Genomic DNA, 24,032 nt, shown 5'->3' on the forward strand with positions numbered 1-24,032 from the left:
GCTCCTGAAGATTCACAGTGGGCATGGTAGTGACGGAGAGATCGTCGACGGGAACCGACCGGTCGTCGACGCAGACCGAACAAGGGAGAGCGTGATCTCAGGCTCCGAACAGTCCCCTACGACCCCTACGACCCCTGCGACGACCCGCCGCGGTCTCCTCGCCGCCGGTGCCGCCACCACCGCGGCCCTCCTCGCCGGCGCCACCCCCGCGCAGGCATCCACCGGCACCAACGTCTCCGCGCGTCTGGCCGCCCTCGAAGAGCAACACACCGCCCGCGTCGGGGTGTTCGCGCACCACCTCGGTACGCGGAAGACCGTCGTGCACCGTGCCGACGAACTCTTCCCGATGTGCTCGGTGTTCAAGACCCTCGCCGCAGCGGCCGTCCTGCGCGACCTGGACCGGCACGGCGAGATCCTCTACAAGGTCGTGCACTACACGGAGGCCGATCTCGTCGACGGTTCGGACCGGACTCGGGCGCACCTCGCCGACGGCATGACGGTCGAGCAGCTCGCCGACGTGGCGATCCGCTACAGCGACAACGGCGCCGGCAATCTGCTCCTGCGCGAGCTCGGCGGCCCGACCGCGATCACCCGCTTCGCCCGTTCCCTCGGCGACCCCGTCACCCGCCTCGACCGCTGGGAGACCGAACTCAACTCGGCCGAGCCGGACCGGATCACCGACACCACCAGCCCGCGCGCGATCGCCGGACTGTACGGCAGGCTGGTCCTCGGCGACGCCCTGCGCCGCCCCGACCGCGACCGGCTCACCGCCTGGCTGCTCAACAACACGACGAGCGCCGCCCGTTTCCGCGCCGGACTCCCCGCGACCTGGACGATCGCCGACAAGACGGGCAGCGGCGACTACGGCACCGCCAACGATGTCGGCATCGCCTGGACACAGGCCGGTGACCCGGTCGTCCTCGCGGTCCTGACCACCAAGCCGACGCTGCCCGACGCGCCGTACGACAACCAACTGGTCGCCGAGACCGCCGAGTTGGTGGCTGCGGCTGTCGGCTAGCGCGGGAAGTACTGCCTCGGTGTCACCCCCACCACCCGGTGGAACGCCGCCGTGAAGGAGCTCGCCGAGGCGTACCCGACCCGCCGTGCCACGGACTCCACCGGCAGCCCCTCGACCAGGTACGGCAACGCGGCCTGCATCCGTAGCCGTTCGCGCCACTGGCCGAAGCCGAGGCCGGTCTCCGCGACGAAGAGCCGCGCCAACGTCCGTGCGCTGGCGCCGACTTGAGCGCCGTACGCGGCGAGGGCCCGTCCGTCCGCCGGGCGGGCCCGCAGCGCCTCGGCCACCGCGCGCGCCCGTGGATCGCGCGGTTCGGGCACGGCCACACTGGTCACCGGCACCGGACGCAGCTCGTCGAGCAGCACCAGCTCGGCACGTGAACGGGCCTCCCGTGTCAGGTCGGTTCGGTCCAGATGCACGACGAGCGCGTGGAGAAGCGGGGTGACCGCGACGACCGTGGGGTCCCGCCAGGCGATGTGCGGGCAGCTCCCCGGTTCGACGAACGCGCCGCGCATGACGGCGTCACCCTCGGAGGCTGTGGCGTGCGGGACGTGCGCGGGGATCCACAGGGCCAGCGACGGCGGCAGCAGCCATGTCCCGTGCTCGCTGCGGATACGCAGCAACCCCCGTTCGGAACAGAGGAGTTGGTGGTCGGGATGCCAGTGCTCGGCGAAGGCGGTGCCGCGCGGCATGACGAACTGGCCGACGAGGATGGCCGTGCCGAACCGGCGGTCGCGCTGCTGTCCGTTCCGCGACATGACACGGCAGCCTAGCCCGTGGCGGACAACCGCCGGCCCCGCCTAGCGTCGACGTATGCCGATGAACCGAGCCCATCGCAAGATTTGCAGCTCAGAGGAGTGGGCACAGACGACGAAGGACCGCATCCTGCCCTGGGCCCTCGAACACGTCGAACTCGGCGCGGACGTACTGGAGATCGGGCCCGGCTACGGCGCGAACCTCCGCGTTCTCGTCGAGCGGGTCGACCACCTCACCGCCGCCGAGATCGACGCCGACAGCGCCCGGATGCTCCGGTCCAAGTGGGGTGACCGGGCCGATGTGCTGCACGCGGACGGCGCCGAACTGCCCCTGCCCGACGGGTCGTTCGACTCCGTCGTCTGCTTCACGATGCTGCACCACGTGCCCACCGCCGCCCACCAGGACCGTATCTTCGCCGAGGCGTTCCGTGTGCTGCGCCCCGGCGGCACCTTCGCGGGCAGCGACAGTCAACCCAGCTTCCGTTTCCGGGTGTTGCACTTCCGGGACACCATGAACACCCTCGATCCGGCGACGCTCCCGGCCCGGCTGGAGCGGGCCGGATTCACGGACGTGGCGGTCGACCTGGAACCGGAGAGCCGCCGCCTACGCTTCCGGGCCCACCGGGCCTGACGACGCCCCGAACCGCAGCACGTACCGCCGCTGCCACGGTGTCTCCACCGCGTGCCGGTCGTAGTGGGCGCGGACGTAGGAGACCGCCTCCCCGGGCGGTACCCCGTCGAGGACCGCGAGGCAGGCGAGTGCCGTGCCGGTGCGGCCCCGGCCGCCGCCGCAGGCGAGCTCTACGCGCTCGGTGAGCGAGCGGTGCCAGGCCTCGGTGAGAACCGTGCGTGCCTCGGCGCGGTCGGCGGGCAGCCGGAAGTCCGGCCAGCGCAACCACCGCACCTGCCAAGGGACTTCGGGCGGCGGCCTGCCGAGCAGATAGATGCCGTACGACGGGTTCGGCGCCCCGGGTGCGAGGGGGCGCCGCAGGCCGCGGCCCCTGACCAGACGGCCGGACGGCAGCCGTAGGACACCCGCGTCCCGCTCGTCCCACGCCTCTGTCATCGCGTCGCCTCTCACGCGTCCGGTGCCTCGCGCACCGCCTTCTCCAGCAGGGCGCTCGCCGCCCATCGCATCACGTCCCGCGCCTCCTCGGGGTCGAGTCCGCAGGCGTCGCGGGTCGCGATCAGCGCCTCCACGCCGTACACGAGGGTGACGGCCATGGTCAGGCGGCGGTGGAGTTCGGGCGGGAGGGTCTCGGCGAGGGGTTCGAGGGCGGTGCGGGTGTAGCCGAGGCGGGTCTGGTTGCGGGTGGGAATCTCCGGCTCGCCGCCCTCGTCGCCGTGCCCGTGCTCGTGCTGGGTGAACCAGCGTTCGAGGCTGGCCCGCACCAGCGTCCGCCACATGGCCTCGTCGCCGAGCTGGAGCTCGGCGACCCGGGAGACCAGCGTGTCGAGGCGCTCGGCCGGGTCGGCGGGCAGATCGGCGGTGACATCGGGGGTACGGATGAGGAGTCGCGTCTCCTGGAGCAGCTCCTGCGGGCTGGAGAAGTAACGATACGCCGTGGCCAGGGACACGTCGGCGGCCTCCGCCGCCTCCGCGATCGTGACCGTCCGGCCCTCGCGGATCAGGGCGCCCGCGGCCTCGATCAGCGCGCGGCGGGTGCGCAACTTCTGTCTGCTGCGGCCTTCCGGCATGCGAATACCTTCTTGTCGTGAGAAAATTTTCTCATTACAGTATATCCGTCTCACCAAACGGGGGTCGCGGCCCGACCGGCACGCGGCACGACGAGAGGAGGAGCTCCATGGGCTCCATCACACCGGCGGAAATGGAAGTACTGATCGGCACGCACATGCTCGCCGAGGAGCACGGGGACCCGGCGGCGGCGGTGTCCGTCTACACCGAGGACATCGAGCACGACGCCGTCGGCTGGCCGGGCGGCCCCGCGGTCGGCGTCGCCGCCGCGCAGGCGCGCTACGAGCAGTTGGTGCAGGACATCCGTACCGAGAAGTCCGAGCGCACCCACACCTACTACTCGGAGAACGCGGCGACCGTCGAGGACCTGATCACCTGCACGGTCCCCGGCTCACTGCTGGGCGTACCCGGCAACAACCGCCGGATCACCTTCCGGATGCTGCACGTCTTCGAGTTCACGGACGGCAAGATCTCCCGTGAGAACGTGTGGCTGGACGGCGCGTCGATCGTGGCCCAACTGACCGCCCCCTGACCGCAGTTCAGGGTCTCCCTGAACGTCAGCCCACTCCCCGCGACTCCTGCGCCGCGCGCGCCTCGATGCCGCGGAAGTGGTCCGCCATCGCGCGCTGCGCGCCCTCGACATCGTGGGCGCGCAGCGCTGTGACGATGTCGCGGTGGCGGCGGACGGTGATGCCGGGGGTCGGGTCGTCGGTCCAGCCGCGGGCTCCGGCGACCCGGTGGAACACCGTCCAGAAGGCGCCGAGGAGTTGCGGGACGAGTTCGTTGCCGAGCGACGCGTAGAGCAACTCGTGGAACTCGCGGTCGAGTTCGGGGAAGGGCCGGCCGGCGCGGCCCGCCTCCTCCATCCGGTTCACCACCGCTTCCAGGCGGTCAAGCTCCGGTTCGGTGAGGGTGGCGGAGACCCGATGAATCAGGCCTTCCTCCAGCACCTCGCGCACCTGGAGGATCTCGGCCAGCGCGTCCGCGTCGTCCTCGTGCCGGGTCAGGGTGCGGAAGGTCAGGCCGTCGGCGAGCGGGGTCAGCGAGGCCCGGCCGACGTAGGTGCCGTAGCCGTGCCGGATCTCCACGATGTCGAGGGCCTGGAGCGCCTTGAGGGCCTCGCGGACAGAGTTTCTGCTGATCCCGAGGTCTTCCATCAGCTCGGCCTCGGTGGGCAGGGGCGCACCGGGCTGGAGCTTGCGGTCGAGGATCAGCTGAACGACCTCGCGCTGTATCCGACTGTTCCTCGGCTCCCCGGACATGCGCCGCATCGTAGCCCCACCGGACGTCCCACGTCCCATCTCCGGCCCCGACGCACCCCCGAGAGGGGTCAACTTCCGCCATTTCAAACCGCCATTGGTCCGACCTCTGACGGCTACGCCATTCGTGTGTGATGCCTTGACCGCCCCCACGGGCGCTCTTATGGTCGCGCTGACCGCAGGACGTAGGACGTCGTACCTCCTGGAGGAACCGTGCGCGAAGACGTGAACCGGAACGTGCCTGCGCTGCACCGCCGGGCGTTCCTGAAGTACTCCGGCGCGCTGGGCGCGGCGGCGGCGATCTCCTCGTCCCTGACGGCCTGTTCGTCGGGGCCGCAGTCGACGAACGACACCGGCGGCGGGGGCACCGGCAAGAACCGCACCCTGACCGCGGTGATCGGTTACGGCAACGACGGCAGCTGGGACCCGACGCAGACGGCGTCCGCGTTCGCGATGGCCGGCAACAACCACATCTACGAGGGTCTGATCGACACCGACCCGATCACCCGCGCGCCCTACCCGGCACTGGCGACCGCCGTGCCCAAGGACACCAGCGGCACCTCGTGGAAGTTCACCCTCCGTGCGGGCGCGAAGTTCCACGACGGGCAGCCGGTCACCGCCGACGACGTCGTGTTCGTCTTCGACCGCATCCTCGACCCGAAGACGGCGACGCTCGCGCAGGGCTTCTTCGTGAGCTGGCTGAAGGAGGCCCGGAAGATCGACGCGCAGAACGTCGAGCTGGTCCTCAAGTTCCCCTTCCCGGAAGGGATTTCACGCCTCACCCTCGCGAAGATCATGCCGAGGCACATCTTCTCGCAGCCGGGTGCGTGGGACGACGCGATCAAGGGCAAGGCGGTCGGCTCGGGGCCGTACCGGCAGACCGCGCACCACCCGAAGTCCAACACCACCTTCGCCGCGTTCACCGGCTACAACGGCCCGCGCCCGCCCGCCTTCAAGACGATGAACTGGCTGACGATCGTCGACGCGGCACCCCGCGTCGCCAAGATCTCCGGCTCCAGCGCGGGCGCGCAGATCGCCGACAACATCCCCTACGCCAACATCCAGCGGCTCCAGAGCGGCGGACTGACGGTCGCGGGCGGGGCCGGGATGAACAACCTGTTCCTGATGTTCAACACCCAGCACAAACCCTTCGACGACGTACGCGTACGCCAGGCACTCCACTACGCCATCGACACCGGCAAGATGGTCCAAGTGGCCCTGCGCGGACACGGAAAGCCGTCCTCGTCGTTCCTCAACGAGGGCAACCCGGCCTACCGGCGGGCGAAGACGGTCTACGACTACGACCCCGACAAGGCGAAGGCTCTGCTGAAGGCGGCCGGGGTCAGCGGACTGAGCGTCAATCTCATGTCGGTGAACGTGAGTTGGATCGTCGACTGCCTGCCCACCATCAAGGCGTCCTGGGACGCGATCGGCGTGAAGACCACCCTCTCCCCGCAGGAGACCACGGCCGTCTTCACCAAGATGGACCAGAAGCAGGACTACCAGATTGTCGCCGCCGCCTCGAACCCCAACCAGTTCGGCCTCGACGCCGACCTGATCATGCACTACAACTACGGCCCGCAGAACCTCTGGATGGGCTACGCCCGTTGGGCCGGCAACTCCACCGCCAAGCAGCTCTTCAAGGACATGGACCGGGCGACGCAGGAGCCGGACGCGGCGAAGAAGAAGGCGATGATCCAGGACTACATCGACATCGTCGCCGAACAGGCCGTGCTCTACCCGGTCGTCCACAACGAGCTGATGACCGCCTGGGACCCGAGGAAGCTGACCGGGATAAGGGCACAGCCCTACCCCGGCATAAACGTCCTCCAGGCCAAGTGGGTCTAGCCGTACAGGAGTTGACCAGTACAGGAGTTGTTGACCCATGGTCACCGTCGTCAGGATTCTGGCCCGCCGTGTCGTCCTGCTCGTGCCGCTGATGCTCGGCATCGTGCTGTTCGTGTTCGTGGTGATGCGCTTCTCGGACGTCGACCCGGCGTCCGCGTTCTTCCAGGGCGCCAACCCGACCGCGCAACAACTGCACGACTTCCGCGAGCGGAACGGCCTGCTCGATCCCCTCCCCCTCCGCTACGTCCATTTCGTGGGCGCGCTCCTCCACGGCGACATGGGCACCAGCGCGCTGACCCGGGCGCCGGTCGTCCAGCAGGTCACCACCGCGCTGCCGCTCACCCTCCAACTCACCTTCCTGGGGCTGGCGATCGCGATAGTGCTGTCGCTGCTCGGCGGGGTGACGGCGGCCATCTACCGGGACCGGCTGCCCGACCAGATCATCCGCGTCGTGTCGCTCACCGGGGTCGCGGCGCCCGGCTTCTGGCTGGCGCTGCTGATGATCCAGTACCTGGCGGTCGACCGGGGCTGGTTCCCGACCGGCGGCTACATCAACCCGGCGGACTCCCTCACCGGCTGGCTCAAGACCATGGCGCTCCCGGCACTCGCGCTGTCACTGCCGGTGGCGGCCCAACTCACGCGCATCGTAAGGACGTCGGTGGTCGAGGAGCTGGACAAGGACTACGTCCGGACCGCGATCGGCAGCGGCCTCCCGCCGCGGGTCGTGGTCGGCCGGAACGTACTCCGCAACGCCCTCATGAACCCACTGACCGTGCTGGGCCTGCGCGTCGGATACCTGCTCGGCGGTGCGGTCGTCATCGAGACCATCTTCTCCCTCCCCGGGATGGGCAAGTTGATGATCGACGCCGTGCAGAACGGCGACCCGGCCGTCGTCCAGGGCGTGGTGCTCACGACGGCGACCGGGTTCGTCGTGGTGAACCTGGTCATCGACATCCTCTATCTGCTGGTCAACCCGCGCCTGAGGGATGCCTCCTGATGTTCACTCAGCTCCCCCGGTTCTCCCGCAAGGGCCTCGCCGAGACCCTGTCCCGGCCCGGCATCCGACTGCGCGGCTGGCGCCGGCTGCCGCTCGCGTCGAAGGTCGCGGTGTGCTTCCTGGCGGTCGTGGTCCTGGTGGCACTGTTCGCACCGCTCCTCGCACCCGACGACCCGCTCGACCAGCAACTCCCCGTCGACGGCACCGGGCACCCCTCCGCCGACCACTGGATGGGCCAGGACAGCCTGGGCCGGGACATCCTCAGCAGGCTGATGTACGGCGCCCGTTGGTCCCTCGCGATCGGGCTGGGGGCGACCGCGCTGGCGCTCGTCGTCGGCGCGCTGATCGGCGCGGTCGCGGCGACCGCCCGCAAGGGCGTCGACGAGACGCTGATGCGCTGCCTGGACGTGGTGATGGCGTTTCCGGGTATCGCGCTCGCGGCCGTCCTGGTCGCCGTGTTCGGCGGCGGGATCACGGTCCTGATCTGCGCGATCGCGTTCCTGTTCACCCCGCCGGTGGCAAGGGTCGTACGGGCCAACGTACTTGACCAGTACGGCGAGGACTACGTCACCGCCGAGCGGGTGATCGGCGCCCGCACCCCGCACATCGTGATCAGGCACGTGGCCGTCAACTGCGCCGCCCCGATCCTGGTGTTCTGCACCGTCCAGGTCGCCGAGGCGATCGTCTTCGAGGCGTCGCTGTCGTTCATCGGCGCGGGCGTACGGCCCCCGGACCCGTCGTGGGGCAGTGTCATCGCGGACGGCAAGAACATGGTGCTGACCGGGGGTTGGTGGGCCACGGTCTTCCCCGGCCTGCTGATGCTGATCACCGTACTGTCCCTGAACATACTGTCCGAGGGAGTCTCGGACGCGTGGGCGGCTCCGGCCCCGCGCGAGGTGGACGTACGGCAGGCCAACGACGACGACCCGCTCGACGCGCCGGAGCCCGGTACCGGCGAGATCCTCCCGCTCCCCGGCCTGACAGAGGCGGCGCTACGACTCCGGTCCCGCGCACGGCCGTTGCCCGACCTGGACGCGCTTCCGGTGCTTGCGGTGGAGAACCTGGCCATCGGCTTCGAGGGCCGTCACCACGGCGTGGACATCGTGGACGGCATCAGCTTCGAGGTGCGGGCGGGTGAAGTCCTGGGCCTGGTGGGCGAGTCGGGCTGCGGCAAGTCGCTGACGGCGCTCGCGGTGATGGGCCTGGAACCGAAGGGCGCGCGGGTACGCGGCCATGTCCGTTTCAACCAGCGCCAGTTGGTGGGCGAACCGATGCGGGTGCGCCGCAAGTTGCTCGGCCACGAGATGGCGATGGTGTACCAGGACGCGCTGTCGTCGCTGAACCCCGCGATGACGATCCGCGCCCAGCTCAAGCAGGTGATAAGGCGCGGAGGCCGCCGTGGGGCGGGCGAGTTGCTGACCATGGTCGGCCTCGACCCGGAGCGCACCCTGCGCAGCTACCCGCACGAACTCTCCGGCGGCCAGCGCCAACGCGTCCTGATCGCCATGGCGTTGTCTCGCGACCCCAAGCTGATCGTCGCCGACGAACCGACCACCGCCCTCGACGTCACCGTGCAGGCACAGGTCATAGAGCTACTGCTGCGCCTGCGCGAGGAGTTGGGCTTCGCGCTGGTCCTCGTCTCGCACGACCTGGCACTCGTCGCCGACGTCACCGACCGGGTGGTCGTGATGTACGGCGGACAGATCGTGGAGACGGGCGTGACCGCCGAGCTGGTGGAGTCACCGGCCCACCACTACACGCGCGGCCTGCTCGGCAGCGTGCTGTCGTTGGAGTCGGCGGCCGAACGCATGACCCAGATCAAGGGTGTCGTCCCCTCCCCCGCCGACTTCCCGGCCGGCTGCCGCTTCGCCGACCGCTGCCCGCTGGCGAGCGACCTCTGCCGTACGACCGCGCCGGACCTGGTCGGCCCGCGCACACACACGGCGGCCTGCCACCACCCGGCGATCGACCTGGTGACGACGGAGAGCGAGGCGGTGTCATGAGCGGCGCGGAGGTCGAACCGGAGGCGGCCCGCAGTCAACTGGGCGGCCCGCTGGTCGAGTTGACCGGCGCCCATGTCGTGCACAAGGCGCGCAGCGGTGGTCTGTTCAACCGCGACCGGGTCTACGCCCTGACCGGCGCCGATCTCACCATCGCGCCCGGCGAGACGGTCGGCGTGGTCGGCGAGTCCGGCTGCGGCAAGTCGACGCTGGCGAAGGTGTTGGTGGGCGTACAGCGGCCGACGTCCGGCACGGTGTCGTTCCGGGGCCGTGACCTGTGGTCGATGCCGGACGGCGAACGCCGGGCCGCGGTGGGCACCGGCATCGGCATGATCTTCCAGGACCCGTCGACCGCGCTGAACCGCCGACTGACGATCCGCCAGATACTGCGGGACCCGCTGGACGTACACGGCCGGGGCGTCCGGGCCCAACGGGAGGAACGGGTAAGGGAGTTGATGTCCCTGGTCGGCCTCCCGCGCGCGCTCGCGGACGGCCTGCCCGGGCAGCTGTCGGGCGGTCAGCGCCAACGGGTCGCGATCGCGCGGGCGTTGGCGCTGGACCCCGACCTGGTGGTGGCCGACGAGCCCACCAGCGCCCTGGACGTCTCGGTCCGCGCCCAGATCCTGAATCTCCTGCTGGACCTGAAGGAACGGCTGGGCCTGGCACTGGTGTTCGTGTCCCACGACATCCAGACGGTACGGCGGATGAGCGACCGCGTGATCACCATGTACCTGGGCCGGATCGTCGAGGAGACCCCGGCCGACCAGGTGACCGACCGGGCGAGGCACCCGTACACCCGGGCCCTGTTCTCGGCGACGCCGGGCCTGCTCCACCCCATCGACCCGATTCCGCTGGTCGGCCCGGTGCCGTCGGCGACCCGTCCGCCGAGCGGGTGCCCGTTCCGGACCCGCTGCTGGAAGTCCGACAACGTGTGCGCATCCGCCATGCCGGACTTTTCGCCCGCGTCGACGCCGGGACATCGCTACCGCTGCCACCATCCTGTGGAGGAGGACCTGACCACCCGCGACCTCGTTCGCCAAAGCCGCCCCATGGAGCCTTCATGACCTTCCCCGCCCCGCTGACCGGTGTCGTACCGCCCGTCTGCACGCCCATGACACCGGACCGCGAGGTGGACGTACGTTCACTGCTCAGGCTCGTCGACCACCTGGTCGGGGCCGGGGTGCATGGACTGTTCCTGCTCGGCTCGACCTCGGAGGCGGCGTATCTGACGGACCGGCAGCGCAGGTATGTCGTCGAGGCGGTGGTGGCCCACGTGGGCGGCCAACTCCCGGTACTGGCAGGCGCGATCGACATGACGACCCCGCGAGTCCTTGACCACGTGGCGGCGGTGACGGACGCGGGCGCGGACGCGGTGGTGGTGACGGCCCCCTTCTACACGCGCACGCACCCGGCGGAGATCGCCCGCCACTACCGTCTGATCGCCGCCGCGTCACCGGTCCCCGTCGTGGCCTACGACCTCCCCGCCTCCGTCCACACCAAGCTGCCCGCCGACCTCGTCCTCGAACTCGCCGCCGAGGGTGTTCTGGCCGGCCTCAAGGACTCCAGCGGTGACCTCGGCGGCTTCCGTACGGTCGTGATGGGCACCCGCAGCCGCCCCGACATCACCGGTTTCAGCGTGCTGACCGGTTCCGAACTGTTCGTCGACTCCGCGCTGGCACTGGGGGCGGACGGGGCGGTGCCCGGTCTCGCCAACGTCGATCCGCACGGATACGTCCGCCTGAACGCGCTGTGCCGGGCCGGAGACTGGTCGCGTGCGCGGGCCGAACAGGAGCGGCTGTGCGGGTTGTTCGGGCTGGTGGGTGCCGGTGACCCGGCGCGGATGGGCGGCAGCTCGTCGGCCCTCGGGGCGTTCAAGGCGGCACTGCACCTGCGGGGCGTGATCGACTGCGCGGCGACTGCGGAGCCGCAGGTCGCGTTGTCGGCGGACGAGGTGGAACGGGTGGGGAAGTTCCTGGCGGCGGCGGGGCTGTTGTGACCGCCTGGGGGCTCCGCCCCCAGACCCTCGGCCTATGCCCGCCCACCACCCGTTTACTGTCTCTTAAAGGGTGACCGTCAAAACGGCCGAGTCGGGTGGGTGGGAAACCGGGGTCTGGGGTCGGAGCCCCCAGGTACCTCGGCTACCTCGGCCTCAGCCGAGCTCGGCAATCGGCACCCGCCGGAACTCGATCGTGTCGTACGTCCCCGTCACCCCCGTCTCGTACAACACCCCCACCGTGTCCGCCCCCACCCGCACCATGTCGGAGTACCCCGCCCGCTGCGGCGACAGGACGAGCGCCTTTGCGAAGGTGGCCCCGGCGTCGCCGCTCCGCCAGATCGCCATGCCCTGGCGGACGTTGGGGACGGACGGTGCCGAGAACAGCAACGCCCCGTCCGCGCCCGGGAGTTGGAGCACGCTGCCCTCCACCACCGAGACGTCGTCCAACGTGTGCTGTACCGCGTACGGCCGGTCGAGCGTCTCGCCCCCGTCGCTGGAGTACGTGTCGAGGCGGTTGCCCGGGCTCGTGCCCAGCTGGTCGCGGGAGCTGAAGTACAGGCGCCCGTCGGGGAGTTCGGCCGCCGAGGACTCGTTCGCGTTGTTGGCCCCGGTGTAGGTGGAGTCCACGAAACCCAGGTGCCAGGTCTCGCCGCCGTCGTCGCTGTAGAGGTCGTGGCCGCCGTAGTACCTGGCCTCCTGCCCGGTGTCGGTCGAGCCGGGGGGTGGCGCGGCGGAGTGGTTCGCGGGGATCACCAGGCGGCCCGCATGCACGCCCCGCGTGAGCGCGACCGCGTGCCCGGGCCCCGTCGCGTACCAGCGCCAGGTCGGGAGTTTCACCTCGCCCGTGATGTCCCGGGGAGTCGTGAAGGTGCGGCCGTCGTCCCAGCTGCGCTGTACGAAGACGCGGCGGCTCTGTTCGGGCGTGACCTCGCCTCGCATGATCTGGCCCTCGGTCACGGTTCCGCTGTTGTAGGAGGTGACCAGCACGATCGCGCCGGTGCGGGGGTCGATCACGGGTGCCGGGTTGCCCCGGGTGTCGCCGTCGCCGGCGGCCACCACGGACAGGGGGCCCCAGGTGCAGCCGCCGTCGGTGGAGCGCCGTAGGACGACGTCGATGTTGCCGGTGTCACCGGCGTCGTTGTGGCGCCCTTCGGCGAAGGCGAGGACGGTGCCCTGGTCGGTGGTGAGGGTCGCGGGGATGCGGTAGGTGTCGTAGCCGCCGTCCCCCGAGACGTACGGCACGGACGACGTGCAGCCGGAGCGCGCGGAAGCGTGCCCGGCATAGGCGATCGGAGTGACCAGTACTGCGGCTACGAGAAGCGTGCGGCTCAGGATGGTCATCGCGCTCCCTTGCGGAGGTCGCCCTCGCGGGACGACGCCGACCTGTCCGTCACAGCCTCCCCGGTGTCACCATCCCGGACTCGTACGCCACGATCACCAGCTGGGCCCGGTCCCGCGCCCCGAGTTTGCCCATGATGCGGCTGACGTGCGTCTTCGCGGTGAGCGGACTCAGGCCCAACGCTTCGGCCACCTCGGTGTTGTTGAGGCCGCGGGCGACCAGGGCGAGCACTCCGCGTTCCCGTGCGGAGAGGCATTCGGGGCCACCGGTGGCGGGTACGACCGGGCTGCGCAGGAAGCGGGAGATGAGCCGGGCGGTCGGACCTGGCGACAGAAGCGCCTCTCCGGCGGCCACCGTGCGGATCGCGTCGAGGAGTTCGGCCGGACGGGTGTCCTTGACCAGGAATCCGGAGGCGCCGGCGCGCAGCGCCTCCACCACGTTCTCGTCGGTGTCGTAGGTGGTGAGGACGAGAACCCTGACCCCGGCGAGGTCCTCGTCGGCCGCGATGAGACGGGTGGCCTCGATGCCGTCGAGGTCGGGCATGCGGATGTCCATGAGGACGAGGTCGGCGCGTGACGTGCGGGCCAGCGCCACGGCCTCACGGCCGGTGGCGGCCTGTCCTACGACCTCCATGTCCCGCGCCGACTCGACGAGCATGGCGAACGCGGCCCGTACGAGGGTCTGGTCGTCGGCGAGGAGTACGCGGATGGCGGTCACCTCATCCCCTCCTCGCCGTGCGTGTGCAGCGGGAGTACGGCGTTCACGTGGAAGCCCCTTGAGTCGAGTGGTCCGGCGGTCAGCGTGCCGCCGACACTGCGGACCCGTTCGCGCATGCCGACCAGTCCGAAGCCGGGCGGGGCGGCGCCGCTGCCGAGTCCGTCGTCCGTGACGTCCACGTGCAGGGCGCCGTCGCGTTCGCGCACGCCGACCCGCACGGTGAGGTCGGCGCGCCCGCCGTGCCGTACCGCGTTGGTGAGCGCCTCCTGGACTATCCGGTAGGCGGCGGCGCCGACGGCGGCCGGGACGGTGTCGGCGCGCACCGCGAGTTCGACCTTCGCGCCCGCGCCCCGGGCCGTGGCGGCGAGGTCGGGCAGTCCGTCGAGGCCGGGGAGCGGACCGCGTTCGTCGGGCGGGCCGTCGTCCCGGAGTACCTCCAGGGTGGTGCGGAGTTCGCCGCGTGCCGCCCGGCAGGTGTCCGCGATGTCGTCGAGGGCCTGGGCGACGGCGGCCCGGTCGAGGCGGTCGGGGTCCTCGGTGAGTACGTGCGCGGCCACCGATGTCCGCACGCCGATGAGGGTGATGCTGTGCGCGAGCAGGTCGTGCAGATCGCGGGCGATGCGCAGGCGTTCCTCCGCGACGCGGCGGCGGGCCTCCTCCTCGCGGGTGCGTTCGGCACGTTCCGCGCGTTCGAGGGCGGTCGCGGTGAGTTGACGGTGGACGCGGAGGTAGCCGCCGAGGACCAGCATGGAGACGACCCAGCCGGCGATCTGGAAGCTCTCGGCGACCCCGGCCATGCCGTCGCCGACCTTCAGCGCCAGCATCAGCCCGATGACCGAGCAGCCGACGACCACCGTACGCCGGACGCTGCCGGTGGCCGCCACCGTGTAGAGCAGCACCATGGAGGCGCCGGTCGGCGCGGAGTGGTTGTAGTTCTGCTCGTGGAAGGTCGCGATCAGCGGGATCATCACGCACAGCGCCACCAGCGGGGCGCGGCGCCGCCAGGCCAGCGGGACGTGCAGGGCGAGCAGCAGGGTCCAGCCGAGCGCGTCCGGCCGCCGTCCGCTGCCGAAGCTGACGGCGACGATCGACGCGAGCACGGCGAGACCGGCGGCGAGGAGCGCGTCCTGCCGCCGGACGCTCATCGTGATGGCCCGCACGGGGTTCATCTTCCGTCAGCCGGACGTGCGGCCCTCACACCGGCTCCGGCTGCCGCTCGGGCCGTACGGCCTCGGGCTCCCGGGACAGCCGCCCCGGCCACCACACCTTCCGCCCCAGCAGCACGCTCGCGCTGGTCACCAGATACGTCCGCACGAGGAAGGTGTCCAGCAGCACGCCCACCGCGATCACGAAGCCCAGCTCGACGAGTTGCACCAACCCCATGTTCGTCAGCACCGCGAAGGTCGCGGCCAGGACCAGCCCGGCGGAGGCGATGACCCCGCCCGTCGTCCGCAGGGCGGTCAGCGCGGCGGCCACCGGTTCGGCGCCCCCCGTCGACTCCTCCCGCATCCGGTGCATGAGGAAGATGCCGTAGTCGACGCCCAACGCGACCAGGAAGACGAAGGAGAGCAGTCCCAGCCCCGGGTCGGTCCCCTGGAATCCGAACAGCGGGCCGAACACCAGCCCGCCGATGCCGAGTGCCGCGCCCCAGACCGCGATCACGGCGGCCACCAGCATCAGCGGCGCGACCAGCGACCGCAGCAGGACGATCAGGATCAGCAGCACGGACGCGAGGACGATCGGCACGACGACCAGCCGGTCCCGCGCGTTGGTGTCCCGCAGGTCGATCTGCTGGGCGCTCGGCCCGCCGACGTAGGAGCCCTTGAGCGTGTGCCGCAGGTCGGTGATGGTGCGGGTCTCGGCCGCTGATTGCGGAGCGTCCACGGCCGTGACGGATATCTCCGTCCAGCCGTGTCCGCTACGGCCCTGCTGGGCGCCCGCGACACCCTGAGTGCCCCGGATCGTGGCCAGGGTCGCGTCGGCGCGGGCGGCCGGGGTGACGACGTCGATGGGCTGTGCGGAGCGTTCGGGGTAGGCCTCGGCGAGGGTGCGCATCGCGGTGACGGAGTCGGGGCGGTCGACGAAGGTGTCGTCCTGTTTGAGGGAGCCGGGGAGGTTCAGGACGCCCAGGGCGAGTGCGCCGAGCAGGACGGCACCGCCGGTGAGGACGAGGAGGGGCCGGCGTCCGGCGGAGCTGCCCATCGCGGTGAACAGCGAGCGGCGGGCCTTGGGTGTGGAGCCGTAGGCGGGGACGAGCGGCCAGAACACGCGGCGGCCGAGGAGGACGAGGAGCGCGGGCAGCAGGGTGAGCATCGCGACGAGTGCGGACAGGACCCCGACCGTGCCCAACGAGCCCATTCCGCGGCTGGAGTTGAGGTCGGCGGCGAGCAGGCAGAGCAGTCCGGCGGCGACCGTGCCGGAGGAGGCGAGCACGGCGGGCCCGCAGCCGCGCAGGGCGGCGCGCATCGCGTCGTAGGGGCGCTCGACGCGTCGTAGTTCCTCGCGGTAGCGGGAGACGAGGAGCAGGGCGTAGTCGGTGCCGGCGCCGAAGGCGAGGATGGTCATGATGCCGGTGCTCTGGCCCGAAATGGTGGTCCCGAAGGCCTGGTTGAGGCCGTAGGCGACCCCCGTGGACAGGAAGTCGCCGACTCCGGCGACCGCGAGCGGGACGAGCCACAGGACGGGGCTGCGGTAGATCAGGATCAGCAGGACGGCGACCACCGCGACGGTCGTGTAGAGCAGGGGTCCGCCGAGCGAGTCGAAGACCTTGCCCGCGTCGGTGGCCAGTGCGCCGGGGCCGCCGACCTCGACCGTCAACCCGGCCTTGTCCTGGGCGACTTGGCGTATGTCGTCGACGAGGGCGGTGCGCTTCTTCTCGTCGGTGCCGGGCCAGTTGCTGGTGACCGGGTACATGAGGGTGGTGCCGTCGGCGGACGGGACGCCGTGGGGTGTGGCGGACAGCGGGTGCAATGTGCTGATCCGCGCGAGTTGTTGGGCCGCCGTGGTCCTGTCGGCGGCGGTGAGTCCGCTGTCCCGGTGGTAGACGAGGACCAGCTCGGTGGTCTGGCCGCCGGGCAACTGCTCCTGGATCTTGGCCACTTGGGTGGAGTCCGCGCTCGCGGGCAGATAGTCGGTCACCCGGTCGTGCTGCACCTCACCGAGCTTCGACGCGAACGGCGAGGCCAGCGCGAGCACGCCGATCCAGAGCGCGAGCACCACCCAGGGGATGGCTCGTCGCCTTGTGCTGTTCCTCTGTTCGGCCCCCATGAACGGGTCCCCTCCCGGCGCGGCGCGGATGTCTGGTTGCGATCTCCAGACTTCCGGAGCGGGACGGTTGAGTCGTCGCACGGGAGGGCGAGTTCCGGCGTACTGCCGGGGGTGGCCGGGGCGGCCGTATTACTCCCCGGGGAGTAGCGGGCGGGTCGGGGTCACGACGGCGTACGCGCCGCCGCCAGCAACCTGGTCACGTCGTCCGAGCAGATGGTGAGGGCCGCGCCCACCGTGGCGAGGGCGTCTCGTTCCGCCGGTGTGTAGGGGCCATCCGCCAGCGCGATGCGGGCGCCCTGGAGCAGGATCGATTCGCGGCCCGCCGGGGCGAGGTGCGGGGCGAGCGGGTCGAGGGCCTCGTGGAGCTCTATGGCGAGGCCCGCGCCGCTGGGTTCGCCGAAGACGCGGCCCGTGTCGGCGGCCAGGGCCTCGACGAGGGCGCCGAGCTGGTCCTCGGTGCAGTCCTGGAAGCCGGCGGCGCGCACGGTGCCCGCGGCGGCCTCCAGGGACGTACGGGCGCAGGTGCCGCCCGCCGCGAGGACGGCGAGGGCGACCGTGTGGACGGCGTCGCGGAGCATCGCGGAGAAGCGGCTCGTGGTGGGGTGGTCGAGGACGTCGGTGCCGTAGTGGCCCTGGCAGGCGGCGCACTCGACGACCGGGCCGGTGTCGCCGCGCGGCAGCACCGGCATGCCGAGCAGGGTGAAGCGGCGGCGCCCGGTGAGCCGCTGGTAGTTGCGGTCGCCCCCGCAGCCGGGGCAGAAGAACTCGCCGTCTCCGACGCTGGTCCACGCGGTACGGATGCCCAGCACGCGCGCTACACGGCCCTCATGGACAACTCGGCCGTTTCGTCCCCGTTCTGGCAGCACGTCGCACCTCCGTAACGCCGCGGCAACATCGCCGCGCTGGCGTGATGTTAGCCACATTGTTGAGCTGGAGTCAGTACCCAGGACGAGACCTGCTCGTGACCTGCACATCGATTGGCCGGGAAACGACGGGGCCCCGCCCGCCGGAGAGCGGCGTGCGGGGCCCTTGAGCGACGGGTAAACCGCCGGTCAGGATGGTTCAGCGGGTAGCGCGGTTGACGGCCGAGACGACCGCCTTCAGTGAGGCACGTGTCGTATTCGCGTCGATCCCGATTCCCCAGAGGATCTTGTCGTCGATCGCGCATTCGATGTACGAGGCGGCCTGCGCGGAGGCGCCCTCGCTCATCGTGTGCTCCTGGTAGTCCAGCAGGCGTACGTCGATGCCGACGGACTGCAGGGCGTCGAAGAACGCGGAGATCGGGCCGTTGCCGGAGCCGGTCAGGACGGTGTCGACGCCGTCGACGGTGGCCTCCACCTTCAGCGTGTCCACGCCGTCGGTGTCGGTGGTCGACTGGCCGGTCTTGACCTGGATACGGCCCCAGGGGTTGTCCGGGTTCGGCAGGTACTCGTCCTCGAAGGTCGCCCAGATCTCCTTCGGGGTGACCTCGCCGCCCTCGGCGTCCGTCTTGGCCTGGATCAGCTTCGAGAACTCGATCTGCATCCGGCGCGGCAGGTCCAGCTTGTGGTCGTTCTTCAGGACGTACGCGATACCGCCCTTGCCGGACTGCGAGTTGACGCGGATGACGGCCTCGTAGGAGCGGCCGACGTCCTTCGGGTCGATCGGCAGGTACGGGACCGCCCACTCGATGTCGTCGACCGTGACGCCCTTGGCCTTGGCGTCGGCCTCCATGGCGTCGAAGCCCTTCTTGATGGCGTCCTGGTGGGAGCCGGAGAAGGACGTGTAGACCAGGTCGCCCACGTACGGGTGGCGCGGGTGGACCTCCATCTGGTTGCAGTACTCCCACGTACGACGGATCTCGTCGATGTCGGAGAAGTCGATCTGCGGGTCGACGCCCTGGGAGAACAGGTTCATGCCCAGGGTGACCAGGTCGACGTTGCCGGTGCGCTCGCCCTGGCCGAACAGGCAGCCCTCGACGCGGTCGGCGCCGGCCATCAGCGCCAGCTCGGCGGCGGCGACGGCCGTGCCGCGGTCGTTGTGCGGGTGGATCGACAGCACTACGTGCTCGCGGCGGGACAGGTGGCGGCCCATCCACTCGAAGCGGTCGGCGTGCGTGGACGGGGTCGAACGCTCCACCGTGGCGGGCAGGTTGAGGATGATCTCGCGGCCCGGTCCGGGCTGCCAGACGTCCATGACCGCCTCGCAGACCTCCAGCGCGAAGTCCAGCTCGGTGTCCGTGAAGATCTCGGGGCTGTACTGGTAGCCGAACTCGGTCTCCGGGCCCAGCAGTACGTCGGCGTACTTCATCACCAGGCGGGTGCCGTCGACGGCGATCTGCTTGATGTCGTCCCTGGAGCCGCGGAAGACCACGCGGCGGAAGACGGGCGCGGTCGCGTTGTAGAGGTGCAGGGTGGCGCGCTTGGCGCCCTTCAGGGACTCCACGGTCCGCTCGATCAGGTCCTCGCGGGCCTGGGTCAGTACGGAGATCGTGACGTCGTCCGGGATCGCGCCCTCTTCCTCGATGATCGAGCGCACGAAGTCGAAGTCGGTCTGGCCGGAGGCCGGGAAGCCGACCTCGATCTCCTTGTAGCCCATCTTGACCAGCAGGTCGAACATCGCGCGCTTGCGCACGGGTGACATGGGGTCGATCAGGGCCTGGTTGCCGTCACGCAGGTCGGTGGAGAGCCAGCGGGGGGCGACGGTGATCCGCTGCTGGGGCCAGGTGCGGTCGGGGATGTCGACCTGCTCGTACTGGCCGTACTTGTGGATCGGCATGGAACTGGGCTGCTGGCGATTGGCACGGCTGTGGCTGGTTGCCATGATGCGTGGGCTCCTCGTGGTGTCCTGAAGGACGGCCGACGCGCAACGCGAAGCTCCGCGGGGAGGGAGTCGACCTGGACTACAGGCCCTCGCCGCGGCAGCTAAGGAGAAGCAGCCCGTAACGCATGATGCTCAGCAGAGTAGCCGAGTCGTACGCCGTGCGGGGGGCCGTATCACTATGCGGGACATCCCCGGCCGTATACCACTCTCTGCTACGAGACTGTGATGATTGTCCCCGTATTTCACCAATCATGGTTGCCGGTAGTGACAGCGGCATAACTCAGTGCCAAGGTGCCGGGCATGACGACACACGGGGGCTTCGAGCCCGTCTTCTGCACGATCGTCCCACCGCATGTCCTCGACAAGCTCGCCCAGCACGAGGACCCCGCGCTCGCCGGTCCCGCCCGCGAGACCCTGGAGCGCGACGCCTACGAGCGCACCCACCGCCGGCTGACCACCGTGCTCGGCGCACCGACGCTCGCCGCGCCCACGGCGACCGACAAGCCGCAGCGCACGATCTACGACGCCAAGCACAAGCAGGACCTGCCCGGGAAGAAGGTCCGTGCCGAGGGCTCCGACCCCGGCAAGGACGCGACCGTCAACCGCGCCTACGCGGGCCTCGGCGCCACCTTCGAGCTGTACCTCAACGCCTTCAACCGGCACTCCATCGACGGCGAGGGCCTGCCGCTCAACGCGTCCGTCCACTACGACGTGAACTACGACAACGCGTTCTGGAACGGCGAACAGATGGTGTTCGGCGACGGCGACGGCGAGCTGTTCCTCGACTTCACCATCCCGGTCGACGTCATCGGCCACGAACTCACCCACGGCGTCACGCAGTACACCGCGAACCTGACCTACTTCGGCCAGTCCGGCGCCCTGAACGAGTCGATCTCCGACGTCTTCGGCTCGCTCATCAAGCAGTACTCGCTCGGCCAGACCGCCGCCGAGGCCGACTGGCTGATCGGCGCGGGCCTGCTCGCCCCGCGCGTCACCGGCGTCGCCCTGCGCTCCATGAAGGCCCCGGGCACGGCCTACGACGACGACGCCCTCGGCAAGGACCCGCAGCCCGCCACGATGGACGGCTTCATCAAGACCGGGCGCGACAACGGCGGTGTGCACCTCAACTCCGGCATCCCCAACCACGCCTTCTACCTGGTCGCCGACGCGCTCGGCGGACACGCCTGGGAGAAGGCCGGACAGATCTGGTACGACGTGCTGACCGGCGGCGAGCTCAAGAAGGACGCCCTGTTCACCGACTTCGCGACGCTCACCGTGGCCGCCGCGAAGACCCGGTTCGGGGACGGCGGCGAGGAACTGCAGGCGGTACAGAAGGCGTGGGAACAGGTCGGCGTGCCCACGTCGTAGTCGCGCCGGGCCCGTATCCGTACTAGACAGGACCCATGCGTATTCAGGTACGGCGCACGGGCGGTTTCGGTGGCATCGAGCGCCGCGGCGAGGTCGACACCTCGGCGCGGCCCGACGCCCATGAGTGGCACGCGCTGGCCGAACGGGCGGTCGCCGACGGCCAGCGCACGCCCAAGTCCGGTGTCCCGGACGGCTTCCACTACGAGATCACGGTGGACGGGAAGACCGTGTACACGGCCGACCCCAGGCTTACGGAGGAGCAACGGACACTGATCCAGAGGGTGTTGAAGGAAGGTGCGTAACTGCTTGTTCACGCCCGCCCGTTGACACCCGTTACCACCGGTACGGATGATCCGGCGCATGGCGACTGATGCAGGCAATCCGATACCCCGGTTCCCGGCCGATTTCCTCTGGGGTGTCTCGACCTCGGCCCACCAGATCGAGGGTGCGGCCGACGAGCGCGAGCCCTCCGTCTGGGACGTGTTCGAGGCCGAGCCGGGCCGAATCAAGGACGGTTCGACGGCGGCGGTGGCCTGCGACCACTTCCACCGCCACGGCGAGGACGTGGCCCTCCTGGCCGACCTGGGCGTGGACGCGTACCGTTTCTCGATCTCCTGGCCGCGGGTGAACTCCCCCGGCGGCCTCGACTTCTACGACCGTCTCGTCGACGACCTGCTCGCGGCGGGCGTCCGTCCGGTCCCGACCCTCTTCCACTGGGATCTCCCGGTCACCCAGAACTGGTTGCAGCGGGACACCGCCTCGCGTTTCGCCGAGTACGTGTCGGTGGTCGCCGACCGCCTCGGCGACCGGGTCAAGAAGTGGATCACCCTCAACGAGCCCGCGGAACACACCCTGTTGGGGCACGCGCTCGGCGCCCACGCACCGGGCAAGGAGTTGCTCTTCGACGCGCTCCCGGTCGCCCACCACCAACTCCTCGCCCACGGCCTGGCGGTACGGGCGCTGCGCGCGGCCGGTGCCACCGACATCGGGATCGCCAACTCGCACGGCCCGACCTGGCCGGCCTCGCAGGAACCGGAGGACATCGAGGCCGCGAACTTCTACGACCTGCTGCTGAACCGCCTGTTCGCCGACCCGCTGCTGCTGGGTGAATACCCCTCCGGGCTGGGCGAGTTGATGCCGGGCGATGTCGAGTCCGACCTGAAGGTGATCGCCGAACCGATCGACTGGTACGGCATCAACTACTACGCGCCGAGCCGGGTCGGCGCACCCCAGGGCGCCGAGATCGAGTTCGGCGGTCTGACCCTCCCCGCCGAACTCCCCTTCTCCGTAAGGGAGATCGAGGGCGTCCCGGTCACCGACTTCGGCTGGCCGGTGGTCCCCGAGGGCCTCACCGAACTCCTCACCACGTTCCACGACCGCTACGGCGACCGCCTCCCGCCCGTCGTCATCACCGAGAACGGCTGCTCCTACGACGGCCTCGACGACCAGGACCGGATCGCCTACCTGGACGGCCATGTCCGGGCGCTGCACGGGGCGTTGGAGGCGGGCGTGGACGTCCGCGGCTACTTCGTGTGGTCGCTCCTCGACAACTTCGAGTGGGCGGAGGGCTACGAGCGCCGCTTCGGCCTCGTGCACGTCGACTACGAGACGCTGGCGCGCACCCCGAAGGCGTCGTACGGCTGGTTCCAGGGCCTGCTGCGGGCCCAGAGAGAGCGGGGACAGGGATGACCACGGCCGACGCGGCGGACGCGGTCTCCGCGCCCAACGCCCTCGCCGAGCCCGTCGAACGCGTCGGCCGGGGCTGGACCTCCGCGCTCTCGCTCGCCAACGGGGCGATCTGGGTGGGCTGGTACGGCCCGCTGCAGATCCTGCTGGCCTCCCAGGCCAAGGACTTCGCGCCCGGCACCGGCATGTCCAAGGAGACGATGCTGGCGTGGGTGACCGGCGCGGGCGCGCTGGTGTCCCTGGTCGCCAACCCGCTGTTCGGCGCGCTGTCGGACCGTACGACGTCCCGGTGGGGCCGCCGTACGCCGTGGATCGTGGCCGGGTCGGCGGGCGGGGCGCTGTCGTTGCTGCTGCTCGCGGGTGCGGGCGGGGTGTGGACGATGGCGGCCGGCTGGTGCCTGGTCCAACTCACCCTGAACGCGGCCTTCGCGGCGGTCACGGCGGCCGTCCCCGACCGCGTCCCGCGGCTTCAACGGGGCTCCGTGGGCGGCTGGTTGGGCGCCGCGCAGATCCTGGGCGTGGTCGGCGGCACGGGCCTGGCGACGGCGGCCGGGGGCATCGGGGCGGGCTATGTGGCGTGCGCGGTGTTCACGGCGGTGGGCGTACTGCCGTACGTCCTGCGCCACAAGGATCTGCAACTCCGACCGGCGGACCGGCCGTTGTGGTCCTGGCGGGGTTTTGTGAAGGGCTTCTGGCTGAGCCCGCGCCGCTATCCCGACCTCGGCTGGGCATGGCTGACCCGCTTCCTGATCAACCTGAGCAACGCGCTCGTGCTGCTGTACCTCCTGTACTACCTGCGCGACCGCCTGCACTACCACGACCCCGACCAGGGCGTCCTGATCCTCACAGCGGTGAACGGCCTCACACTCCTGGCCACGGTCGTGGTCGGCGGGGTCTGGTCCGACCGGGTCGGCCGCCGCAAGCCGTTCGTGATCTGGTCCGGCGTGCTGATGGCGGTGGCGACGGCGGTCCTCGCGGGCTGGCAGACCTGGCCCGGCGCGGTGGCCTCGGCGGCCCTCCTGGGCATCGGCTTCGGCGTCTTCACCTCGGTCGACTTCGCCCTGATGACGGACGTACTCCCGAAGGCCCTGGACCGCGGCAAGGACCTCGGCGTCATCAACGTCGCCAACGCCCTCCCCCAGGTCGCGGCCCCCGCCCTGGCCGCGCCGATCGTGACGTATCTGGGCGGGTACCGGGTGCTGTACCTGGTGTCTGCGGTGATCGGGATGGTGGGGGCGCTGCTGGTGCGGCGGATTCGGGGGGTGGACTGAAACGCGGGCCACC

The 24,032-nt window shown here is 70.5% G+C and carries 22 protein-coding genes; 12 read left to right on the top strand and 10 right to left on the bottom strand.

The window, feature by feature from the left end:
• Positions 1–91 precede the first annotated feature (91 nt).
• A complete protein-coding gene (bla, locus tag JHN45_RS12585) occupies positions 92–1,018 on the top strand; it encodes a class A beta-lactamase (RefSeq protein WP_201049084.1) in 927 nt (308 codons plus the stop codon).
• On the opposite strand, the gene JHN45_RS12590 is transcribed toward bla, so the two are convergent.
• A complete protein-coding gene (locus tag JHN45_RS12590) occupies positions 1,015–1,776 on the bottom strand; it encodes a helix-turn-helix transcriptional regulator (protein ID WP_201049085.1) in 762 nt (253 codons plus the stop codon). The genes bla and JHN45_RS12590 overlap by 4 nt on opposite strands.
• A 55-nt stretch (positions 1,777–1,831) precedes the next feature.
• On the opposite strand from JHN45_RS12590, the gene JHN45_RS12595 reads away from it, so the two are divergent.
• On the top strand, positions 1,832–2,404 hold the full coding sequence (locus tag JHN45_RS12595) for a class I SAM-dependent methyltransferase (RefSeq protein ID WP_200710757.1): 573 nt from the start codon (positions 1,832–1,834) through the stop codon (positions 2,402–2,404).
• On the opposite strand, the gene JHN45_RS12600 is transcribed toward JHN45_RS12595, so the two are convergent.
• Both JHN45_RS12600 and JHN45_RS12605 read right to left on the bottom strand, forming a co-directional pair.
• Entirely contained in the window at positions 2,378–2,839 is a 462-nt protein-coding gene (locus JHN45_RS12600; RefSeq protein WP_201049086.1) for a protein phosphatase, read from the bottom strand. The two genes, JHN45_RS12595 and JHN45_RS12600, sit on opposite strands and share 27 nt — an antisense overlap.
• A gap of 11 nt (positions 2,840–2,850) precedes the next feature.
• A complete protein-coding gene (locus tag JHN45_RS12605; RefSeq protein WP_200710755.1) occupies positions 2,851–3,471 on the bottom strand; it encodes a TetR/AcrR family transcriptional regulator in 621 nt (206 codons plus the stop codon).
• A 107-nt stretch (positions 3,472–3,578) separates the two neighbouring features.
• Here JHN45_RS12605 and JHN45_RS12610 point away from each other — a divergent pair, with 107 nt between their 5' ends.
• Complete coding sequence (locus JHN45_RS12610) at positions 3,579–4,001, top strand: ester cyclase (protein WP_200710754.1); 423 nt, start codon at positions 3,579–3,581, stop codon at positions 3,999–4,001.
• A 25-nt stretch (positions 4,002–4,026) separates the two neighbouring features.
• Here JHN45_RS12610 and JHN45_RS12615 read toward each other — a convergent pair whose 3' ends face one another.
• Positions 4,027–4,740, bottom strand: a complete 714-nt coding sequence (locus tag JHN45_RS12615) for a FadR/GntR family transcriptional regulator (RefSeq protein WP_201049087.1) — start codon at positions 4,738–4,740, stop codon at positions 4,027–4,029.
• Between the two features lie 201 nt (positions 4,741–4,941).
• Here JHN45_RS12615 and JHN45_RS12620 point away from each other — a divergent pair, with 201 nt between their 5' ends.
• Genes JHN45_RS12620 through JHN45_RS12640 form a run of 5 tightly spaced genes read left to right on the top strand, consistent with a single transcriptional unit; the run spans position 4,942 to position 11,569 of the window.
• Positions 4,942–6,576, top strand: a complete 1,635-nt coding sequence (locus JHN45_RS12620) for an ABC transporter substrate-binding protein (protein ID WP_201049088.1) — start codon at positions 4,942–4,944, stop codon at positions 6,574–6,576.
• Between the two features lie 37 nt (positions 6,577–6,613).
• Complete coding sequence (locus JHN45_RS12625) at positions 6,614–7,573, top strand: ABC transporter permease (RefSeq protein WP_201049089.1); 960 nt, start codon at positions 6,614–6,616, stop codon at positions 7,571–7,573.
• Positions 7,573–9,576, top strand: coding sequence for a dipeptide/oligopeptide/nickel ABC transporter permease/ATP-binding protein (locus JHN45_RS12630; protein ID WP_201049090.1), 2,004 nt, complete (start codon positions 7,573–7,575; stop codon positions 9,574–9,576). The genes JHN45_RS12625 and JHN45_RS12630 overlap by 1 nt, the downstream gene beginning before the upstream one ends.
• Positions 9,573–10,637 carry an ABC transporter ATP-binding protein gene (locus tag JHN45_RS12635; protein ID WP_201049091.1) on the top strand — a complete coding sequence of 355 codons (1,065 nt, stop codon included), beginning with the start codon at positions 9,573–9,575 and terminating at the stop codon, positions 10,635–10,637. Before JHN45_RS12630 ends, JHN45_RS12635 begins: the two co-directional genes overlap by 4 nt.
• Positions 10,634–11,569: a dihydrodipicolinate synthase family protein gene (locus tag JHN45_RS12640; RefSeq protein WP_201049092.1), complete on the top strand. Its 936-nt coding sequence runs from the start codon at positions 10,634–10,636 to the stop codon at positions 11,567–11,569. Before JHN45_RS12635 ends, JHN45_RS12640 begins: the two co-directional genes overlap by 4 nt.
• Before the next feature lie 153 nt (positions 11,570–11,722).
• On the opposite strand, the gene JHN45_RS12645 is transcribed toward JHN45_RS12640, so the two are convergent.
• The 6 genes from JHN45_RS12645 to leuA form a co-directional block, all read right to left on the bottom strand.
• Positions 11,723–12,910, bottom strand: a complete 1,188-nt coding sequence (locus JHN45_RS12645) for an exo-alpha-sialidase (RefSeq protein ID WP_201049093.1) — start codon at positions 12,908–12,910, stop codon at positions 11,723–11,725.
• 49 nt (positions 12,911–12,959) lie between these two features.
• Positions 12,960–13,625, bottom strand: a complete 666-nt coding sequence (locus tag JHN45_RS12650) for a response regulator transcription factor (protein WP_200717150.1) — start codon at positions 13,623–13,625, stop codon at positions 12,960–12,962.
• Positions 13,622–14,770 (bottom strand): sensor histidine kinase, encoded by a 1,149-nt coding sequence (locus JHN45_RS12655; RefSeq protein WP_236583629.1) that lies wholly within the window; start codon positions 14,768–14,770, stop codon positions 13,622–13,624. The genes JHN45_RS12650 and JHN45_RS12655 overlap by 4 nt, the downstream gene beginning before the upstream one ends.
• Positions 14,771–14,819: 49 nt before the next feature.
• Positions 14,820–16,892: an MMPL family transporter gene (locus JHN45_RS12660; protein ID WP_201049095.1), complete on the bottom strand. Its 2,073-nt coding sequence runs from the start codon at positions 16,890–16,892 to the stop codon at positions 14,820–14,822.
• A gap of 161 nt (positions 16,893–17,053) precedes the next feature.
• Complete coding sequence (locus JHN45_RS12665; protein ID WP_201049096.1) at positions 17,054–17,758, bottom strand: TerB family tellurite resistance protein; 705 nt, start codon at positions 17,756–17,758, stop codon at positions 17,054–17,056.
• 196 nt (positions 17,759–17,954) lie between these two features.
• Entirely contained in the window at positions 17,955–19,694 is a 1,740-nt protein-coding gene (leuA, locus tag JHN45_RS12670; protein ID WP_201049097.1) for a 2-isopropylmalate synthase, read from the bottom strand.
• Between the two features lie 300 nt (positions 19,695–19,994).
• On the opposite strand from leuA, the gene JHN45_RS12675 reads away from it, so the two are divergent.
• From JHN45_RS12675 to JHN45_RS12690, 4 genes are read left to right on the top strand one after another with little or no spacing between them, the layout of a single operon-like run.
• Complete coding sequence (locus JHN45_RS12675) at positions 19,995–21,062, top strand: M4 family metallopeptidase (protein ID WP_200712878.1); 1,068 nt, start codon at positions 19,995–19,997, stop codon at positions 21,060–21,062.
• Between the two features lie 35 nt (positions 21,063–21,097).
• The gene (locus JHN45_RS12680; RefSeq protein ID WP_200712879.1) at positions 21,098–21,364 is read left to right on the top strand and encodes a protealysin inhibitor emfourin; all 267 of its coding nucleotides are present in this window, start codon (positions 21,098–21,100) and stop codon (positions 21,362–21,364) included.
• 46 nt (positions 21,365–21,410) lie between these two features.
• The gene (locus JHN45_RS12685) at positions 21,411–22,751 is read left to right on the top strand and encodes a GH1 family beta-glucosidase (protein WP_374192770.1); all 1,341 of its coding nucleotides are present in this window, start codon (positions 21,411–21,413) and stop codon (positions 22,749–22,751) included.
• Complete coding sequence (locus JHN45_RS12690) at positions 22,748–24,019, top strand: MFS transporter (protein WP_200712881.1); 1,272 nt, start codon at positions 22,748–22,750, stop codon at positions 24,017–24,019. Before JHN45_RS12685 ends, JHN45_RS12690 begins: the two co-directional genes overlap by 4 nt.
• Positions 24,020–24,032: the final 13 nt, after the last annotated feature.

It is taken from the genome of Streptomyces sp. MBT53, assembly GCF_016654115.1.
Lineage (GTDB): Bacteria > Actinomycetota > Actinomycetes > Streptomycetales > Streptomycetaceae > Streptomyces.

Bases quoted from the DNA above. Each gene is read 5' to 3' on its own strand.
- JHN45_RS12595 (WP_200710757.1), top strand. From the start codon at position 1,832: ATGCCGATGAACCGAGCCCATCGCAAGATTTGCAGCTCAGAGGAGTGG.
- JHN45_RS12625 (WP_201049089.1), top strand. From the start codon at position 6,614: ATGGTCACCGTCGTCAGGATTCTGGCCCGCCGTGTCGTCCTGCTCGTG.
- JHN45_RS12630 (WP_201049090.1), top strand. From the start codon at position 7,573: ATGTTCACTCAGCTCCCCCGGTTCTCCCGCAAGGGCCTCGCCGAGACC.
- JHN45_RS12615 (WP_201049087.1), bottom strand. From the start codon at position 4,740: ATGCGGCGCATGTCCGGGGAGCCGAGGAACAGTCGGATACAGCGCGAG.
- JHN45_RS12635 (WP_201049091.1), top strand. From the start codon at position 9,573: ATGAGCGGCGCGGAGGTCGAACCGGAGGCGGCCCGCAGTCAACTGGGC.
- JHN45_RS12605 (WP_200710755.1), bottom strand. From the start codon at position 3,471: ATGCCGGAAGGCCGCAGCAGACAGAAGTTGCGCACCCGCCGCGCGCTG.
- JHN45_RS12680 (WP_200712879.1), top strand. From the start codon at position 21,098: ATGCGTATTCAGGTACGGCGCACGGGCGGTTTCGGTGGCATCGAGCGC.
- JHN45_RS12640 (WP_201049092.1), top strand. From the start codon at position 10,634: ATGACCTTCCCCGCCCCGCTGACCGGTGTCGTACCGCCCGTCTGCACG.
- JHN45_RS12660 (WP_201049095.1), bottom strand. From the start codon at position 16,892: ATGGGGGCCGAACAGAGGAACAGCACAAGGCGACGAGCCATCCCCTGG.
- JHN45_RS12655 (WP_236583629.1), bottom strand. From the start codon at position 14,770: ATGAGCGTCCGGCGGCAGGACGCGCTCCTCGCCGCCGGTCTCGCCGTG.
- leuA (WP_201049097.1), bottom strand. From the start codon at position 19,694: ATGGCAACCAGCCACAGCCGTGCCAATCGCCAGCAGCCCAGTTCCATG.
- JHN45_RS12610 (WP_200710754.1), top strand. From the start codon at position 3,579: ATGGGCTCCATCACACCGGCGGAAATGGAAGTACTGATCGGCACGCAC.
- JHN45_RS12600 (WP_201049086.1), bottom strand. From the start codon at position 2,839: ATGACAGAGGCGTGGGACGAGCGGGACGCGGGTGTCCTACGGCTGCCG.
- JHN45_RS12645 (WP_201049093.1), bottom strand. From the start codon at position 12,910: ATGACCATCCTGAGCCGCACGCTTCTCGTAGCCGCAGTACTGGTCACT.
- JHN45_RS12685 (WP_374192770.1), top strand. From the start codon at position 21,411: ATGATCCGGCGCATGGCGACTGATGCAGGCAATCCGATACCCCGGTTC.
- JHN45_RS12675 (WP_200712878.1), top strand. From the start codon at position 19,995: ATGACGACACACGGGGGCTTCGAGCCCGTCTTCTGCACGATCGTCCCA.
- JHN45_RS12690 (WP_200712881.1), top strand. From the start codon at position 22,748: ATGACCACGGCCGACGCGGCGGACGCGGTCTCCGCGCCCAACGCCCTC.
- JHN45_RS12590 (WP_201049085.1), bottom strand. From the start codon at position 1,776: ATGTCGCGGAACGGACAGCAGCGCGACCGCCGGTTCGGCACGGCCATC.